Genomic DNA, 15,174 nt, shown 5'->3' with positions numbered 1-15,174 from the left:
GAGCCAGAGCCAGAGCCAGAGCCAGAGCCAGAGCCAGAGCCAGAGCCAGAGCCAGAGCCAGAGCCAGAGCCAGAGCCAGAGCCGGTTATCGAGGAAGCGCCTGTTGCTGTACATGATGAGTCTTGGGCTAACGCTAAGCTAGCGAAGGCGCTGTCTGACTATCGTAGTGCTACGGGGAAGGCCGTTAAGCATCAAGCACTATTGGGGGCTATTGCTGAATGTTATAAGCAACGAAAGCAACCGGAATATTGTGAGTATGGAGCCGGATTGACCGGAGATTACCTGCCGTTGTTTGCTCAGCTCGACTCTCCTGCATCTGAGAAGGGAGTCGGATTCATGCATCTGTCGACACTTCTCAACGATAGTGGACAGTTTGACGGTGCAATAGAAGTTTGCCAGAAGGCGATCGAATATGGCCTGCTCGATGGTACAGTGACTGGATTTGAAGGTCGTATAACGCGAATCGAAAAAGCTAAGGCTAAGGCGGCAAAATAAGCGGCTGATTAAGCCAGCGAACTCTGCGTCATTAAGTGGTTTAGCTATATTAGTAAGCGGTGTAAAATAAGGCGAACTAAGTTTCGCCTTTTTTATTGGGTTGAATTCGTGAATGGATTGGAGAGGTTATGGGGTTGCGTCGTTTGGTTATATTTTTTCTGTCACTTTCAAGTTTAACTGCATGTACCCAAGATCCGCAGTGGACACTGTTTTATTATGCCGACTCGAAAGAGATCCCCGATTCGGTAACCTTGAGCAAAAGTATTTCGGGCTACTATGCAACATCCGAGCAATGTATTGCCAAGGGAAGAGGGCTTATTCGGTTGAGTGATTCCGGAGTTGGCAGTTTCCAATGCGGACACCTGTGTGTCGCCACCGATGACGGGGAGTTAACCTGCGATAGCATGCTGGATTCACTGCAGCCATGATACAAGAAGAGAGACCATATTTAATGAAGTTAGATTCATTACAGCTCAATCGGGAGTGCAGGAGCCTGTCTATTCAGGCCGATATTGATTTTGAGCAATTTGAACGGTTTGCCGAGTCGCTGGCTAAGGCAACAGACTCCCGCGTGCTAGACAAACAGTGGGGAGCCGACAGACATCAGTGGTTGCTGGAGTTTGAAGGTACCCATATGCAGCTCAACTATGAGTTCTATGGGGATATCTGCTGGTTATCGGTGGAAAGTGATAATGAATTTGAAGTGCTGCAATATTTAGCCGGCCTGCTGGAGCCTCATCTATGAGCCAAACTCATCAGGGCTCCGGTTTTCACTTCCGGACACTGACGCCCGATCTGATCTTAGATGCGATAGAGAGCCTGGGCATATACCCGGAAACAGGCTTAATGGCGCTCAACAGTTACGAAAACCGTGTTTACCAGTTCCGGTGTGATAATGGTGTCCGCTATGTGGTTAAGTTCTACCGCCCGGAGCGCTGGAGCGATGAGCAGATCCAGGAGGAGCATGATTTCTCGCAGGCATTGTTCGATGAGGAGATCCCCATCGCGACACCGGTCATTATCGATGGCCGTTCACTGCACCATTATCAGGGATTCAGGTTTGCCCTGTTTCCATCGATAGGTGGCCGCTCGTTTGAGGTGGATAACCTTGAGCAGTTGGAGGCGACCGGACGTTTCATCGGCAGAATTCATCAATTTTCACAGCAGGCAAAATTCGAGCATAGGGTTGTGGTGAACCCTCAGATGCTTGGCGATGAGTCCCTGCTCTGGCTTAAAGAGTCCGGCCATGTGCCCCAATCGCTGGTCACTCCCTATTTCACCATAGTCGAACAGGTATTAGAAAAATCCAAAGAGATCTGGTTTAAGCAGCCCCATAAACAGATCCGCCTTCATGGCGATCTTCATCCCAGCAATATCTTATGGACTCCCGACGGTCCTGGGTTTGTCGATCTCGATGATGCCCGCACGGGACCGGCCATTCAGGACCTGTGGATGATGTTGACCGGTGAACGCTCACAGCGTCTGTTGCAGCTGGATATTTTGCTTGAAGCCTATGAAGAGTTTTGTGACTTTGATACCCGTGAATTAACGCTTATCGAGCCCCTGAGGGCGATGAGAATGCTGCACTATAATGCCTGGCTGAGTCGCAGGTGGGAGGATCCCGCCTTCCCGATGAACTTCCCCTGGTATGCGGAGGAGAAGTATTGGGAGCAACAGATCCTCTCATTTAAAGAGCAGCTTGCCGTACTCGATGAGCCTGCGTTGAGTCTGACCCCCGGTTATTGATCGCAATCAACAACTCATTTTGTAACAGAAAATTGAACTTTAAGCTTGAGATACTCTCAAAATGTAGATTATGTTAGTCTGCAGAGAATTTACAGAACCTGCTTAGAGTTAAAAGGATAAAAGCATGAAAAAAGCATTACTTATTGCCGTTGCTATGTTGATAGCACCGATAGCGGCCATTGCAGCCGATTACAAAGAGGGTGTTCACTACACGGTAATTAATCAGGGACCGGCAACCGCCAAGCCTGAGATTGCGGAGTTTTTCTCGTTCTACTGCCCACACTGTTTTAATTTTGCTAAGACTGAAGTGCCAAAGATCAAGGCGAATAAGCCTGAAGGTGTCGTGTTTAAGCAGCACCATGTGGAGTTTATCGGTAAGGAGATGGGCATAGAGATGTCACGTGCCTTCGCCGTTGCTCACCAACTTAAAGTCGATGCAAAAATTGAACATGCACTCTTCTCTGCAATACATGACAAGAAGCAGCATTTCACCAATCGTGACGACATTCGTAAGCTGTTTATCGCCAATGGCGTAGACGGTAAAGACTTCGATGCTGCGGCAAACTCATTTATGGTGAGTGCTCAGATGTCACAGATGAAACGTGCTACTGAGAATGCCAAGATCTCCGGTGTACCGGCCTTAGTCGTTAATGGTAAGTACCGTGTAGAGACCGGTGCCATCAAGTCTTACGATGAGCTGTTGGATATCGCTTACTACCTGACTTCGATGAAGTAAGCTATTGATAAACTAGCTTTATAAGCGTCTAACATTAAAGGAGCCTGATGGCTCCTTTTTTGTGTCTGGAACACTTATGCCAAAGCCCATGGACGGAAAGCTTTGGTATTTGTGTCTGGAACACTTATGCAGATTAACCAGGGGCCGATGTCTGTTCCGGACAGCACTACGGCATTCCCTACATCCGTGTAGGTCAAGGAAAGCTTTGGTATTTGTGTCAGGAACATTTATGTCGATTGTCATGGACGATTAACAATCGACGTTGTGTCCGGGCTTCTTGTTTGCCCTGTAGGAGCGGCTTTAGCCGCGAATGTTTCAGAGCCGTAAGGTTTGAATGTTTCAGGCAATCCTTGTCTTACAACTTTACAGCCGTTGGCTTGATTCTTTTGCTCTTGAGAAACCATAAAAAAAACCGTATTTCCTGGTCGCAAGAAATACGGTCATCGAGCCATCAGGCTCAGTTTTACCCTGAGTAACTATTCTAATTTAACAGGGAGTCAATTTATTGGCAAGTGACAATTTTATGAGGTCCATTAGCTATTAGTCTGATAGACAATGAAATTTTTTGCTGTAGTAAGGCTTGGTTTACAGAGGCGAAAAAAAAATTAAGTTTTAATGAAACTCTCAGACTAAAACACCTGTCAAAGACAGAGTATGATCCAAGTATTAATAATAAAGCGGTCGGAGGCTATGTGAGAGTTTTTCCTGTCTATGCACCAAAGCTTATCGTAAAACACGCGCGAATCTTTCTATCTGGGGTGATCTGGGTTAAAGACCTGGGTCGATTAGAGTTTGAGAAGGGGAGGTTTTTGTTACCGAGGCGAACCCAACCGAATGTGAAGCTGGCAATTCTGGAGCTAAATGAGCTTATCGAGGCTCAAAGTAGCGAAGCGAAGATAGCTTAGATCTTCGCCGAAGCTATATCTGTTTTTTAGTTCACTTCTTCATTGAGCAAGCCAACAAGTCCGGTGACTTTTTCATTCCAAGAATTAAGATCTTGGCTCAACTGTTGGTTTTGCTCTGTCAGGCTGTTAGTTTTCTGCTTCTCTTCTTCAAGCTCCATTTTTAGTAGCTCAATAGTTTCGAGTGCTGCCTGGATTTTTGTCTCCAGTTTGGACAGTAGTTCAAGGCTCATGGGGAGTCCTAATAGTTTCTGGATGGTATTGTGATTCTATCAGTGCAGATACTGTAGTGAATAGTTAATTATGCTGAATGTCCAAAATTTAATGACAATAGTGTCTTTTTTGTACGTGTTATGATGTCACTCATATTCTCCTCCCAATTTCTTTGTGGTACATCTCAATGACAGCGAACGTTGCCGTACTCCTGCCTCTGGCCCTGACTCTCATTTTGGCTTTGACACTGAGAAAAACAGTTTTAGCTTTAGGTGTCGGTATTGTCTCCGGTGCTTTTATGCTCGCCTCCTACAACCCCTTGGCGACACTTGAATATTTAGCTGTGACAGCCGGCCGGCAAGTTTACTCAGGTGGAAGTTGGCAGATCTGGCACCTGAATGTATTGACTGCGATGGTACTGCTCGGGGCGATGACTCAGCTGCTGGCACGAGGCGGCGCCGTCAATGCATTTGCCGATTGGTTATATCATAGAATTCGAAACGGCAGACAGGCGAGGTTGGGGGTCGTTTTCTTAGGTTGGGTGGTCTTCATCGACGGGATCTTCAGCTGTATCGCAGTGGGTCATGTGTGTCAGCCATTGAGTCAACGTTACGCCATGCCTAAAGAGCAGATAGCCTATCTGGTCGACTCCAATGCCTCGCCTCTGTGTTCGCTCCTGCCTTTCTCGAGCTGGGGGCCTTACGTGATGGCGATACTGGCCGGGATAGCCTTGCTCCCGGTCTCTCCGCTGCAGGCATTTCTTGAGATGGCACAGCTCAACTTCTATGCGATTACGGTTATAGGGCTCTCTCTGCTGGTGGCCTGGTCTGGCCGTGGCTTCAAGGGGGAAAAGCATAAAGAGAGTTCTCCCGAGCCGGTTCACCTTGGTAATGCCTGGCTATTAGGTCTCCCTATGGCAAGCTTACTCCTTTCCTCTATCGGCTTCACCCTGTGGTCCGGGGCCGTGTCCTCCGGAAGTTGGAATATCACCGAGTGGTTAACCCATGCGGATATCGGCGGATCGATGCGAAACGCCTGCATACTGGCAACCCTAACCAGTGTTGTACTACTTAAGCTTGGCGGTCGTCCTTTTAGTCAGCTGATAAGAGATATATTGTCGGGTATTAAGGGGATAAGTTTTGCCATCGGCATTTTGATATTTACCTGGATGATCGGTGCCGTCATCAAAGATCTGGGGGTTGCTAAGCTGTTGGCCGGGTGGGCCGGACAACTCCTCTCTGCGCACTTTCTCCTTGCCGGTACCTTCCTGTTATGCGCGGTGATGGCATTCACAACCGGCTCGAGTTGGGGAACATTTGCGATAATGCTGCCTATCGGCGGAGAGATAGCCGTTGCTGTCGATGTGACTATGCTTATTCCGGCGCTGAGTGCCGTAATGGCGGGAGCTGTGTTCGGCGATCACTGCTCGCCCATCTCTGATACCAGTGTGTTGAGTGCAACCAGCAGCGGTTGTTCGCCTCACTCCCATGTCATCACCCAACTTCCCTTCGCTGTTATCGCTGCCCTGGCGTCTTTGCTGGGTTATCAACTGACGAACCTTACCATTTCTGGCTTTGCCGTTTGGCTTATCGTTACAGTGACTGCCGTGGCGCTTTTCCTGCTACTGACTCTATTGAATGGAAAATTTGCCCGGAGCGGCGAGCTGCTTGAAGAGGGGGGAACAGAAGTTAGATGATTTGACTCATAACAAAAAGCCCCTTGCGGGGCTCTTTTAGGTGACTGGATTAGAAGCGGTAGTCAACGCCTAAGTATAGTTGCTGGCTGTCGTTGAGTGATAGATTAGACTGAATGCCAGGACCTGTTGCTGCAGCTGGTGAGATCGCACTCTCAAAGTGTGATACATCGTAATCCTGCTTCAGGTAACGGTAACCAATTTCGGTGCTCAGCTTGTCATTGATCTGATACATCAGACCTGTCTGCCCCCCCCAAACGAAGTTGTTGCTCGAACTTACTACACTTGTATCCGGGCTTACATGGTTAACACCAGCCGTTGCACCGATAAACCAGTTAAGCTTATTGCTGTCGCCTAAACCAACCAGGTAATCGTATGACATCAACAGACTCTGCTGCTTAGAGAAATCATCTGAGTTATAAGAGTAGGTCGCATAAACGCGGTTCTGGTCGTTTAAGTAAACACCGCTACGCAGTTCGTATACGGCATTGTTCTCTTTCTCTGAGCCAGTCATTGGAACAGAGAAGCCAGGATCGATTGGATCGATTACATTAACTGAACCTTCATATTTGTTTTGCTGTGCACCGACGGTACCACCGATAAACCAATCTGCTGCGAAGGTAGGAGCTGAAATTGCTGTTGCAGCGACTGCTGCCAAAACCAAAGATCTGCTTTTCATAATATGTTCTCGCTCTCTGAATTAATCGTTATTTCGTTTCGTTGAGGGCATATTAAGTGACACTAGCTGAACGATGACTGAATGGTAATACCGTATGAAGTACAGCCAAATTTTGAATTTTATTATCCAGGTCGCAAAAAATACTTGTTTGTTTTTAATGCGTTATTGGTTTGCTTCTAATTTGTCTTACCTGGGTAGAGTATTTATTCAACTCTTGTTAGTTGGCTTCATTTGAACCACGGGAGTAACCCGGCCCGCAGAACATGGCCAATTTGTTATGCGTCGAAATGGACTCTACAGAGAACTCGAAAAGTTAGAGTGGATGGTGAGAGTGTCTGGTGGCGTTCGCGTAAGGTGAAGGTATTGCGGCCGAAGATCCTCGGCCGCCAGTCGTCTGACTATTTACTTCTTGAAGAATGCTTCGTTAGTACCATATGGACCTAAGTTTAGATCGCGCTTACGGATCGCATCCACACGATCGAACGCTTCTTCTGCCACGCGAAGGTTCTTCACATCTTTACGCCAGTAGTATTTGAAGCCATCAAAATGTGCATTGTTTGGATACCAGTACATTACACCTAATCCTTTATCGCTCATGATTGGTGTGTTGTGGATAGTCGCGCCTGGGATGTAGAAGTATTGACCTGTGCCTAAGGTTTGGAACTTGTTGTCGGCAAGCGTCTTACCTTCACCGTTGACCACATAGTAACACTCAGGTTGTCCGTGGAAGTGTGGTGCGTGATCTGACTTGCCACCGTTGGTAATACCGATCACAACCGGGCTGTCTGAAAGCTCTTTCCACAGATATCCAACCGGTGCATTTGCCAGCTCACAGTTCTTGGCTTCCATGATGTTACCGTCGTCGTCCATGGTCTTGCAGAAGCGCTGATCGGGTGCGATGCTATCGTTGGACTTGATGCTGTTGAAATCGATCTTGCCCGCTTCCCAGTCGGCAATATAGGCTTCGACCTGTGGGTCGCGACACTGCTCAGGCATAGTATCTTGCGGTGAGTATGGCGTGCTGTCGTATGGAACCGGCGTCATCTGCTGGAATGGTAGCTGTGAGTGGTTACACTGTGGACCCGCGGCTAATGCTGTGGTTGAAGCTAGTGCGGCAAGGCCGAACATCATTTTTAGTTTCATCATTCATATCCTGTTATGGCTTGATGCCCGAAAGCTGCGATATTGTGCTTGTTCTTTTGGGCTTGAACTAACAATAAAGTGATAATGGTGCCGTAAAGGTGAATTGGATCACGTGCTCTTTTTGGCAGCAAACTTATTCGTGACGGAGCTCGCGAATATTCTTACCTGAAAACAGCTTCACCCCCGACGGAGTCACGCCCCGCACGGGTTATATATGGAACTGCAGGGTGAACTGAGCATAGTTTGATTGCCCGGTTTGTTCAGGCATATCAGGCCATGAGTCTCCTTTGTCGTCGATTCGGTATCGGCCCACCTCTACCCCTACATTTAATGCCGGCGTTAAGTTGGTGAACAGGTTGACGCCAAAGTGAGCGCGCTCTGTCTGCTCCACCTCGGTGCGAGTGTGGCCATAGAAGATGCTGGAACGGGTAGTCTCCCCCCAGAAATGCCGATAGGCAAACATTGCTGAGCTTGTGGTCTCTATCTCGCCCCGGATGATATCTCTGGCCGCATCGGTACCCACATATCGCCCAAGATTGCCGTAGTGCAGCTGGAGCCTGAGATCATCCCTGCCAAATGTGTTTATCTTAGTCGCGAAAGAGGCGCCCACACCCAGTTGCGCGGTATCGCCGGGATCCAGATACCGGACTAAACCCGACAGCGACAGGTTGCCCCAAGCACCTTGCCTGTCATAGCGGACGATGGCATCGGGAATATAGTCATTATCGGTATCTATCCAGCTTTTTTGTTCCTGAGTGTCGCTGGGTTGCGTGCCATAGGTGTATGGGTTTTCCAGGGCAATCTGCCAATGCGCTGTTTGATATCTCAGTAGCGCCTGTCTTACCATTGCCTGTCCCACTAAAGGGCCGCCAAGATCTGCGGTTTCGGCGAAGGTAGTAGTGTTGACTAAAGTTGACCAGGTTTGTCCGGCTGTAAACTCCCGGTACTGGATCATTGCATGCCTGAGCCTGGGGCTATATGAGTTGGATATTACCGGATTACCCTGGGAGGAGCCGACAAAGTCTATCTCGGCAAAACCTATGACATCACCCTCGGTCAGCTTGATATTAAATCGACTCTCCTGGGCGCCAAATTGGGTGCGTTTTGCCTCCTCTTGAATCGTACCGTCTCCGTTCCAGCTGGGTTGAAATGCTATGGTGCCGTCGACGTAGCGGGCATTGGCCTTGAGAAAACCACCCATTTCATATTCGGTTGCCAAAGCTGATGGCGTGGTAAGGTAGGTCAGCAGCAGGGAGAGTGATAGCGTTGTTTTTATGTTCATAATCTTCTACATGAAAGGATTGGTCTAAAAAAAAGCCCTATAAAATAGGGCTTGATTCAATAATCTACGGGGAAATCAGTAAGTAAAAGTCATGGACTAATATAAAACATGATCCGTATTAAAATCAGAAGGTTGAGCTACTATGTTTGCGCTAAGAGCAGGTTCAGATGCGGGAGCAACCCTGAACCTGCGATTACTTAGGCTTTGCTTGCTAGAAGTAGTAACCGAAGTTGATGTTGACGCGCTTGTCCCAGTCATCGCCCACTTCCGGCAGACCTACATGGTCATTGTTAGCGGTTGAGAAGGTCATGTTCTTGCCCATGACGAAGTCGATCATGGTGTAAGTAGGACCTGCTGAGACGGCACAGCCGGTAACGTTCTGCATGCTGTTGTCGTAGCTGCTGTCATCGACGTCGGGTGTCATAAGACCGAAGTCGTTATAGCACTTCACGCTACCCCAGTCTGTTTTGAAGGTCTTAGCGATATTGGCGCTATAGGCTTGACCCTTAGAGGCGATCTCATATTGCCAACTTACTACCGAAACACCAATCTTGTTCGAATCGACGGCATCTGCCGCATCATACTCATACTGCATCGCCTGCAGTTGCAGATTCCAGCCATTGTAGTTGCTGTCTAAATGAAGTGCTGCTGCATAGCGATCGCCGGTATTACCTGTTTTGCTGTTGTAGATCTGACCATATTCTACAGAGCCACCGAAGGTGGTTGAGCCACCAGCATGTTCTGCCGTATAGGTCTGGCGGAGGTTAACCTGGTTGGTCTCTTCGTTGTTATACTCGGTACCATTGATAGTTCCTGTGTATAGATCGGTCGCGTAACGCTTGTTCTCCGTTGGACCATATTCGGCATTCTTATAGAAGGCTAAGTCTGTGTGCCAACCGCCGCTGTTATAAACAGCCTTAACACCGACATCATGGTCGTCTTCGAAACCTAAGTAGTAAGGAATACCAAACCACCAGCTGTTAGAGATAAAGTCACGGTTACCAAACGGCACCTTGTTGATACCAAACTGTAGCTGCCATTCAGGATCGATATTGTAGATACCGTAGCCGTATTTGATGTAGTCGGTGCTGGAGGTGAAGCGATATTCAGCCGCTAATCCCCAGTCGCCCTTCTTACCGTTAAACTTGATGGCAGCCATATCGAAAGTCAGATCGCCACCCTTGTCTTTCGATGCCTCGCTGTAATCTTTATAGCCGTAGTTAACGCGAACGGCACCGCCGACATTGATACCGTCTTCCTGATCTTCAGCGCTGGCGTTAAAACCTGTCAGTGCTATCGCCGTTGCCACCATCGACAACATAAACTTGGTGGATTTTTTCATCATCATTACCCATTTAGTATTGTTACTGTTTTATATTTAATTTTCGAACTCGTTACATCACTTCGAACCAGGTGCGGTGACACTCGGCGCATACCGGTGCTTTTTTCTCGTGTTCGCCGTGACAAGCTAAGCAACTGGCGCCCTGGTTGTAGTGGAATGACCTGTGCGGGTTGGCTTCTTCGATTGCCAATTTGCTCTCGTCAATCTCTATGCTGTTGATCTCGCCGTGACACTCGACGCAGGCGCTATCTGTCGCATTTTTCCTTCCCGAACCTTGGTGGCAGCTTTGGCAGCCATCTTCATAGATAAACTCGTGATTGGTTCGGCCTTCAGTCTTGCCTTTCATCTTCACCAGATCGCCGGCAAATGCGTTGCCGGAGAGGGTCAGGCCTATAAGAAGTGTTAACATTAATTTGTTCATAGTGATTAAGCCTGCACGTCAGATTTGATGGTTTCAGATACGACGATGCCCATCGTCAAACATTCCAGACAGGAGGTAGAGCTCAAGCGGGCTTCACCGTGGACCCCCCCTGTTACCTCACCGATAGCGTATAGATTCTTGATAGGTTCCATAGAGCGGCCGTCAAGTACGCGCGCACCTAAATCGGTTTTCAGACCACCCATGCAGTAATGCACTTTTGGCCAGATGCGTGATACAACAAATGGGCCTGTTAACTCTTCAGCCGTGTCCATTTTGCGATTAAACAGAGGGTCTTTACGCGCCTTTACGTGCTTGTTGTATTCAACAACGCTACGTTTTAGCTCCGACGCCGGGATATCAAATTTTGCCGCAATCTCATCTAATGAGTCGACTTTCCAAGCCATCTTGTCACGTAGTGCACGTACAACACGGTCGTCTTTGGCGTAGTTGTCATAGTTGAAGAACACCACCGGATAGGCGGGGCTGCCGTCGGCGTTGCGATTTTTCATGATGGCTTCCGAGCATGTCTTACGGTCGGCACGTTCATTCATGAAGCGTTTACCGTTCAGGACACTCATCGCCACACCTTGATGCCAACCGATTGAGAGCAGAGCGTTTGACCAACCGAAACCACCTTCATCGGGTGAGCCCCAATGGCCGGTTTGGATCAGATTCATATGTACCGGAAGAGCACCGTGCGCCATGGCGGTAAGTGTTACTTCACCCGTAGCGCCCAGAGCGTTAGTACAATCAAGCGTTGGATCCAGAGAAGGGTCAACAACTTCACGAAGCTTCATGTTGCGAGCAAAGCCACCGTTAGCTAAGACCACGCCTTTGTTGGCTTTAATGAAAACTGTGCTGCCTGTCTTTAGATCCGGGAAGCGGTAGTTTTTACGCACCTTAAGGCCGATGATCTTTTGACCGTCCATGACGAAATCTTCGATATAGTGTTGCAGGCGGTAATCGACACCCTCTTTAAGGCCTGCTTCGTAAAGCTTAGTGGTGATGTCGCCGCCAGTGCCGTGTTGGGTTCTTATGGCGCGAGCCTTGTTATGACCGCCGACCTGAATGTTAAAGTCCTTGCGGAATTTAACACCGGTTTCTATGCATAACTCGTAAGCATCAAGAGCGCGATTGGCAATCTGGCGAAGTGCGGCTTCGTTCTGCATACCACGGCCCGAGATGATCTGATCCTTAACCAGCTCTTCCGGTGAGTCATCATTCACGCCTTGAGCTAATTGGGTTGGGTTTTTTGGTATCGCCAGCCAGCCACCATTGATGGCCGAGTTACCACCGATGACCTGCATCTTTTCCAGAACCAGTACAGAGCCGACACCGCTGCGTTTAACATTCAGTGCCGCAGAAAGGCCCGCAAAACCTGAACCGACTACGATCACATCGGCAGATTCATCCCACTTAATTTCTCCACACTCACTGGCCATGACAGTACCAGGCATAGTCGATGCCAGTCCGCCCAGTGCCGCACCGGCACCCAGTTTTAAAAAACCTCTTCTGTCTTGCATTTTTGTACCCTCAACTTCGGAATGACACCAAGATAAAGGTATGGCTGGGGTGTAAAGGTGAACTAAATCACGGGATTTTTTCAGTGACAAATTTATTCGTGAGTCATGTCCCGAATAAATTTACTCCTGAGAGATTCCATTTTTTACGGCCCGTAAAAATGTTGGAGAAGTTCTATAGAGTGTTATTAAATTTTACCGGAATGTTTATATGAGGTAACTCACAAAGCCCGCCAATAAAGTTATTTTTGCGTGAAGTTAGTCCCGATTAGTGAAAGGACGCCTGTAATCCCTGTTTGTTAACGGCGCATAATCGGCTCAATTAGGTAAATAAGGTCTTACTGATGAAATGTCCTACTGAAGCACTGCCCATGATACGTTGTAACCAGATACTCGATGCTGCCGAGCAGCTGATCGAGTCACAAGGTATAGTGTCATTTAAGTTTTCGCAGTTGGCTAAAGAGGTGGGGTGTTCTACCGGTACCCTCTATAAGTTCTTCGAACGAAAAGAGGATGTCTTAGTCTGCCTGTTTCTCAGGAGTGCGACCTCTAACCATCTTCCTATCTTCATCGATAAGCACCCTGAGTTGACGGCCCAGGAGAAAGTACTACTGCCAATCCTGTTTACCTTCGAAACCATCAAGCGCAGCAAGAGTTTTTTTACCCTGAGATCTGTATCGGTAAATACCATGGTGTGGCAGTTGGCCAGCGATGAGAAGGTGGAGCGCTTCAAGAAGCGGATCAATGCGTTTTGGGAGTGGTTTACCGCCTCTCTTAATGAAGCCGTGGAAAATGGCGAATTGGATGCTACGCCGTTGCAGATTAAGGAGCTGGTTCAGGGGATCACCTTTTATCTGACAGGTTCATTGACTCAATTTGAGAGCGAGTTGATCGCGCCCGAGTACCTCTCTAATCGACGCGAGACCTGTTACCGCCACCTTGCAAAGCTGATGGGGCAGTACCGATGGGAAAAGCCACTTAATCAGGCGTTGTTTGATTTACTCGAGGAGCAGACGGTGCAGTTTTTCGATAAGCACTACCGCGATCATATGACATGTGCGGCATGCAGCGCATTGGCCTGCTCTCAAGAGAGTGATGAGAGCCATTGTACTCGGTTAGAACAGTTAGCAGGTTAAGTAGCATTAGAAAAAAAGCCTTCGATTTGAGTCGAAGGCCGGACCTAAGTTGTCGATATGGTGTGACGTGATGTGATGGAGCAGACGCTCTGTGGTCCTGAAATTAAACTGAAAGTTTGCCCGGCAGGGAACGGCGCCGGGCTCCTTTATATACAAATCGGTATCACCTATCTCCCTTAGAAGTAATAGCCGAAGTTGATGTTAACGCGCTTGTCCCAGTCATCGCCCACTTCAGGCAGGCCGACATGGTCGTTGTTTGCGGTAGAGAAGGTCATGTTCTTACCCATGATGAAATCGACCATAGTGTAGGTGGCTCCCGCCGCAATCGCGACACCGGTAACATTTTGCAGACTGTCATCATAGCTGCTGTCGTCCACATCCGGAGTCATGATACCGAAGTCATTGTAGAACTTGAGGCTCCCCCAATCTGTGTTGACAGTCTTGGCTATGTTAGCGCTGTATGACTGTCCCTTAGAGGCTATCTCATATTGCCAGCTGACCACGGAGACACCAATCTTATTGGGATCGACGGCGTCGGCGGCATCGTACTCATACTGCAGCGCCTGCAGTTGCAGGTTCCAGCCGTTGTAGCTGCTGTCCAGGTGAAGCGCTGCAGCGTAGCGGTCGCCGGTGTTGCCGGTCTTGCTGTTGTATATCTGGCCAAACTGCACCGAGCCGCCGACTGTGGTGGAGCCGCCTGCATGGTCAAATTTATATGTCTGACGCAGGTTTAGCTGATTGGTCTCTTCGTTGTTGTACTCGGTGCCGTTGATGGTGCCGGTATAGAGATCGGTGGCGTAGCGTTTATTTTCGCTCGCGCCATATTCCGGGTTTTTGTAGAAGGCCAGGTCGGTGTGCCAGCCATTGCTCTCATACACAGCCTTGATACCAATATCATGGTCATCCTCGAAACCCAGGTAGTAGGGGATGCCAAACCAGAAGCTGTTAGAGATGAAGCCGGGGTTACCGAATGGCACCTTGTTGATACCAAACTGCAGCTGCCAGTCGGGATTGATGTCGTAATAGCCGTAGCCATATTTGATATAGTCGGTGCTTGAGGTGAAGCGGTACTCGGCAGAGAGTCCCCAGTCGCCCTTCTTACCGTTGAACTTGATGGCGGCCATATCGAATGTCAGATCGCCGCCCTTGTCCTTGGAGGCTTCGCTGTAATCTTTGTAGCCATAGTTAACGCGTACTGCGCCACCGACATCGATACCATCTTCTGCCGCTACAGGTGCCGATAACCCCGCTATGGTCATCGCAGTCACAAGCGCAGAAAACGCAAAGTGTGTCTTTTTCATCATCATTACCTTCGGTTTTTAATTAGTTTTTAATTGGTTTTATATTGCTTCAGTGTTGGTGATCGTCAGCCGTATCGGCTGTGTTGATCTTCACCGGGTACGCGATAGCCTCGACGCCTTTTATGTGGTATCCGGTTTTTGCAAATCCTGCCTGTGCACTTTTAACGTTCAGGGTCCCGGCGATATACATAGGCTGTTGCAGATCGGGGATGGCGATCGGCACATCGAAAGAGACATGGATCAACTGGTTAGGTGGTGAAGGCGGCTTGTGAAAGCAGGCGCCCTGTTGTGGTGTTAGTAGAAAGTTTTTGGTATAGCCACTATTTTTCCCATCTAGCGGAACCACAAAACCGGGGATAATCACTTTCTTACCATCCAGTTCAAGATTGACGTTTTCTGTCACGGGGAGATCCGCAGGTCCGGGAGCTAAATTGTTCCAAAGGATCGATATCGCCTCTTCGGCTATGAGCGCGGGACTAAAGAGTAAACTAAGAGCCAGGATAAGTTTTTTCATATTATTTAATGAGGCCAGGATAATCTGGCCTCAATCTCTGCTTAAGGGTTA

The 15,174-nt window shown here is 48.5% G+C and carries 16 protein-coding genes and 1 pseudogene; 8 read left to right on the top strand and 9 right to left on the bottom strand.

The annotated features are described in order from the left end of the window. From Q1B47_RS20780 to Q1B47_RS20755, 6 genes and pseudogenes are all read left to right on the top strand, one after another. A pseudogene (locus Q1B47_RS20780) lies at positions 1 to 495 on the top strand (hypothetical protein); the annotation flags it as partial. Between the two features lie 128 nt (positions 496 to 623). Then, positions 624 to 923 carry a hypothetical protein gene (locus Q1B47_RS20775; RefSeq protein WP_299798343.1) on the top strand — a complete coding sequence of 100 codons (300 nt, stop codon included), beginning with the start codon at positions 624 to 626 and terminating at the stop codon, positions 921 to 923. 23 nt (positions 924 to 946) lie between these two features. Continuing rightward, positions 947 to 1,240, top strand: a complete 294-nt coding sequence (locus Q1B47_RS20770; protein WP_299798340.1) for a DUF3630 family protein — start codon at positions 947 to 949, stop codon at positions 1,238 to 1,240. Continuing rightward, positions 1,237 to 2,241: a serine/threonine protein kinase gene (locus tag Q1B47_RS20765; RefSeq protein WP_299798337.1), complete on the top strand. Its 1,005-nt coding sequence runs from the start codon at positions 1,237 to 1,239 to the stop codon at positions 2,239 to 2,241. The genes Q1B47_RS20770 and Q1B47_RS20765 overlap by 4 nt, the downstream gene beginning before the upstream one ends. A gap of 124 nt (positions 2,242 to 2,365) precedes the next feature. Further along, on the top strand, positions 2,366 to 2,977 hold the full coding sequence (locus Q1B47_RS20760; protein WP_299798334.1) for a thiol:disulfide interchange protein DsbA/DsbL: 612 nt from the start codon (positions 2,366 to 2,368) through the stop codon (positions 2,975 to 2,977). A 692-nt stretch (positions 2,978 to 3,669) separates the two neighbouring features. Then, positions 3,670 to 3,882 (top strand): DUF1107 domain-containing protein, encoded by a 213-nt coding sequence (locus tag Q1B47_RS20755; RefSeq protein ID WP_012144525.1) that lies wholly within the window; start codon positions 3,670 to 3,672, stop codon positions 3,880 to 3,882. 26 nt (positions 3,883 to 3,908) lie between these two features. On the opposite strand, the gene Q1B47_RS20750 is transcribed toward Q1B47_RS20755, so the two are convergent. Continuing rightward, a complete protein-coding gene (locus tag Q1B47_RS20750) occupies positions 3,909 to 4,112 on the bottom strand; it encodes a cell division protein ZapB (protein WP_299798325.1) in 204 nt (67 codons plus the stop codon). A 167-nt stretch (positions 4,113 to 4,279) separates the two neighbouring features. Here Q1B47_RS20750 and Q1B47_RS20745 point away from each other — a divergent pair, with 167 nt between their 5' ends. Further along, complete coding sequence (locus Q1B47_RS20745) at positions 4,280 to 5,788, top strand: Na+/H+ antiporter NhaC family protein (RefSeq protein ID WP_299798323.1); 1,509 nt, start codon at positions 4,280 to 4,282, stop codon at positions 5,786 to 5,788. 49 nt (positions 5,789 to 5,837) lie between these two features. Here Q1B47_RS20745 and Q1B47_RS20740 read toward each other — a convergent pair whose 3' ends face one another. From Q1B47_RS20740 to Q1B47_RS20715, 6 genes are all read right to left on the bottom strand, one after another. Beyond that, complete coding sequence (locus tag Q1B47_RS20740) at positions 5,838 to 6,464, bottom strand: outer membrane beta-barrel protein (RefSeq protein WP_299798320.1); 627 nt, start codon at positions 6,462 to 6,464, stop codon at positions 5,838 to 5,840. 402 nt (positions 6,465 to 6,866) lie between these two features. Beyond that, complete coding sequence (locus Q1B47_RS20735; protein ID WP_299798316.1) at positions 6,867 to 7,610, bottom strand: cupin domain-containing protein; 744 nt, start codon at positions 7,608 to 7,610, stop codon at positions 6,867 to 6,869. A 205-nt stretch (positions 7,611 to 7,815) separates the two neighbouring features. Then, on the bottom strand, positions 7,816 to 8,889 hold the full coding sequence (locus Q1B47_RS20730) for a hypothetical protein (RefSeq protein ID WP_299798313.1): 1,074 nt from the start codon (positions 8,887 to 8,889) through the stop codon (positions 7,816 to 7,818). A 211-nt stretch (positions 8,890 to 9,100) separates the two neighbouring features. After that, positions 9,101 to 10,234, bottom strand: a complete 1,134-nt coding sequence (locus Q1B47_RS20725) for a hypothetical protein (protein WP_299798310.1) — start codon at positions 10,232 to 10,234, stop codon at positions 9,101 to 9,103. Positions 10,235 to 10,283: 49 nt separating this feature from the next. Next, positions 10,284 to 10,652 carry a cytochrome c3 family protein gene (locus Q1B47_RS20720; RefSeq protein WP_299798308.1) on the bottom strand — a complete coding sequence of 123 codons (369 nt, stop codon included), beginning with the start codon at positions 10,650 to 10,652 and terminating at the stop codon, positions 10,284 to 10,286. 5 nt (positions 10,653 to 10,657) lie between these two features. Then, positions 10,658 to 12,175, bottom strand: coding sequence for a flavocytochrome c (locus Q1B47_RS20715; RefSeq protein WP_299798305.1), 1,518 nt, complete (start codon positions 12,173 to 12,175; stop codon positions 10,658 to 10,660). Between the two features lie 341 nt (positions 12,176 to 12,516). Between Q1B47_RS20715 and Q1B47_RS20710 the strand changes: the two genes are divergently transcribed. Next, positions 12,517 to 13,308 carry a TetR/AcrR family transcriptional regulator gene (locus Q1B47_RS20710; protein WP_299798302.1) on the top strand — a complete coding sequence of 264 codons (792 nt, stop codon included), beginning with the start codon at positions 12,517 to 12,519 and terminating at the stop codon, positions 13,306 to 13,308. 176 nt (positions 13,309 to 13,484) lie between these two features. On the opposite strand, the gene Q1B47_RS20705 is transcribed toward Q1B47_RS20710, so the two are convergent. Next, entirely contained in the window at positions 13,485 to 14,615 is a 1,131-nt protein-coding gene (locus tag Q1B47_RS20705; RefSeq protein WP_299798299.1) for a hypothetical protein, read from the bottom strand. Positions 14,616 to 14,658: 43 nt separating this feature from the next. Further along, positions 14,659 to 15,123, bottom strand: a complete 465-nt coding sequence (locus Q1B47_RS20700; protein ID WP_299798296.1) for a DUF3299 domain-containing protein — start codon at positions 15,121 to 15,123, stop codon at positions 14,659 to 14,661. Between the last annotated feature and the right edge of the window lie 51 nt (positions 15,124 to 15,174).

Origin of the sequence: uncultured Shewanella sp. (assembly GCF_947501225.1) — a bacterium.
Taxonomy (GTDB): Bacteria; Pseudomonadota; Gammaproteobacteria; order Enterobacterales; family Shewanellaceae; genus Shewanella.
Note: the sequence above shows the minus strand (reverse complement) of the source record. Positions and strands in the feature narration are given on the sequence as shown.

Excerpts from the sequence above, each read along its gene's own strand:
- Q1B47_RS20710 (WP_299798302.1), top strand. The coding sequence starts at position 12,517 with ATGAAATGTCCTACTGAAGCACTGCCCATGATACGTTGTAACCAGATA.
- Q1B47_RS20760 (WP_299798334.1), top strand. The coding sequence starts at position 2,366 with ATGAAAAAAGCATTACTTATTGCCGTTGCTATGTTGATAGCACCGATA.
- Q1B47_RS20735 (WP_299798316.1), bottom strand. The coding sequence starts at position 7,610 with ATGATGAAACTAAAAATGATGTTCGGCCTTGCCGCACTAGCTTCAACC.
- Q1B47_RS20750 (WP_299798325.1), bottom strand. The coding sequence starts at position 4,112 with ATGAGCCTTGAACTACTGTCCAAACTGGAGACAAAAATCCAGGCAGCA.
- Q1B47_RS20775 (WP_299798343.1), top strand. The coding sequence starts at position 624 with ATGGGGTTGCGTCGTTTGGTTATATTTTTTCTGTCACTTTCAAGTTTA.
- Q1B47_RS20725 (WP_299798310.1), bottom strand. The coding sequence starts at position 10,234 with ATGATGAAAAAATCCACCAAGTTTATGTTGTCGATGGTGGCAACGGCG.
- Q1B47_RS20765 (WP_299798337.1), top strand. The coding sequence starts at position 1,237 with ATGAGCCAAACTCATCAGGGCTCCGGTTTTCACTTCCGGACACTGACG.
- Q1B47_RS20770 (WP_299798340.1), top strand. The coding sequence starts at position 947 with ATGAAGTTAGATTCATTACAGCTCAATCGGGAGTGCAGGAGCCTGTCT.
- Q1B47_RS20720 (WP_299798308.1), bottom strand. The coding sequence starts at position 10,652 with ATGAACAAATTAATGTTAACACTTCTTATAGGCCTGACCCTCTCCGGC.
- Q1B47_RS20705 (WP_299798299.1), bottom strand. The coding sequence starts at position 14,615 with ATGATGATGAAAAAGACACACTTTGCGTTTTCTGCGCTTGTGACTGCG.
- Q1B47_RS20740 (WP_299798320.1), bottom strand. The coding sequence starts at position 6,464 with ATGAAAAGCAGATCTTTGGTTTTGGCAGCAGTCGCTGCAACAGCAATT.
- Q1B47_RS20745 (WP_299798323.1), top strand. The coding sequence starts at position 4,280 with ATGACAGCGAACGTTGCCGTACTCCTGCCTCTGGCCCTGACTCTCATT.
- Q1B47_RS20730 (WP_299798313.1), bottom strand. The coding sequence starts at position 8,889 with ATGAACATAAAAACAACGCTATCACTCTCCCTGCTGCTGACCTACCTT.
- Q1B47_RS20700 (WP_299798296.1), bottom strand. The coding sequence starts at position 15,123 with ATGAAAAAACTTATCCTGGCTCTTAGTTTACTCTTTAGTCCCGCGCTC.
- Q1B47_RS20715 (WP_299798305.1), bottom strand. The coding sequence starts at position 12,175 with ATGCAAGACAGAAGAGGTTTTTTAAAACTGGGTGCCGGTGCGGCACTG.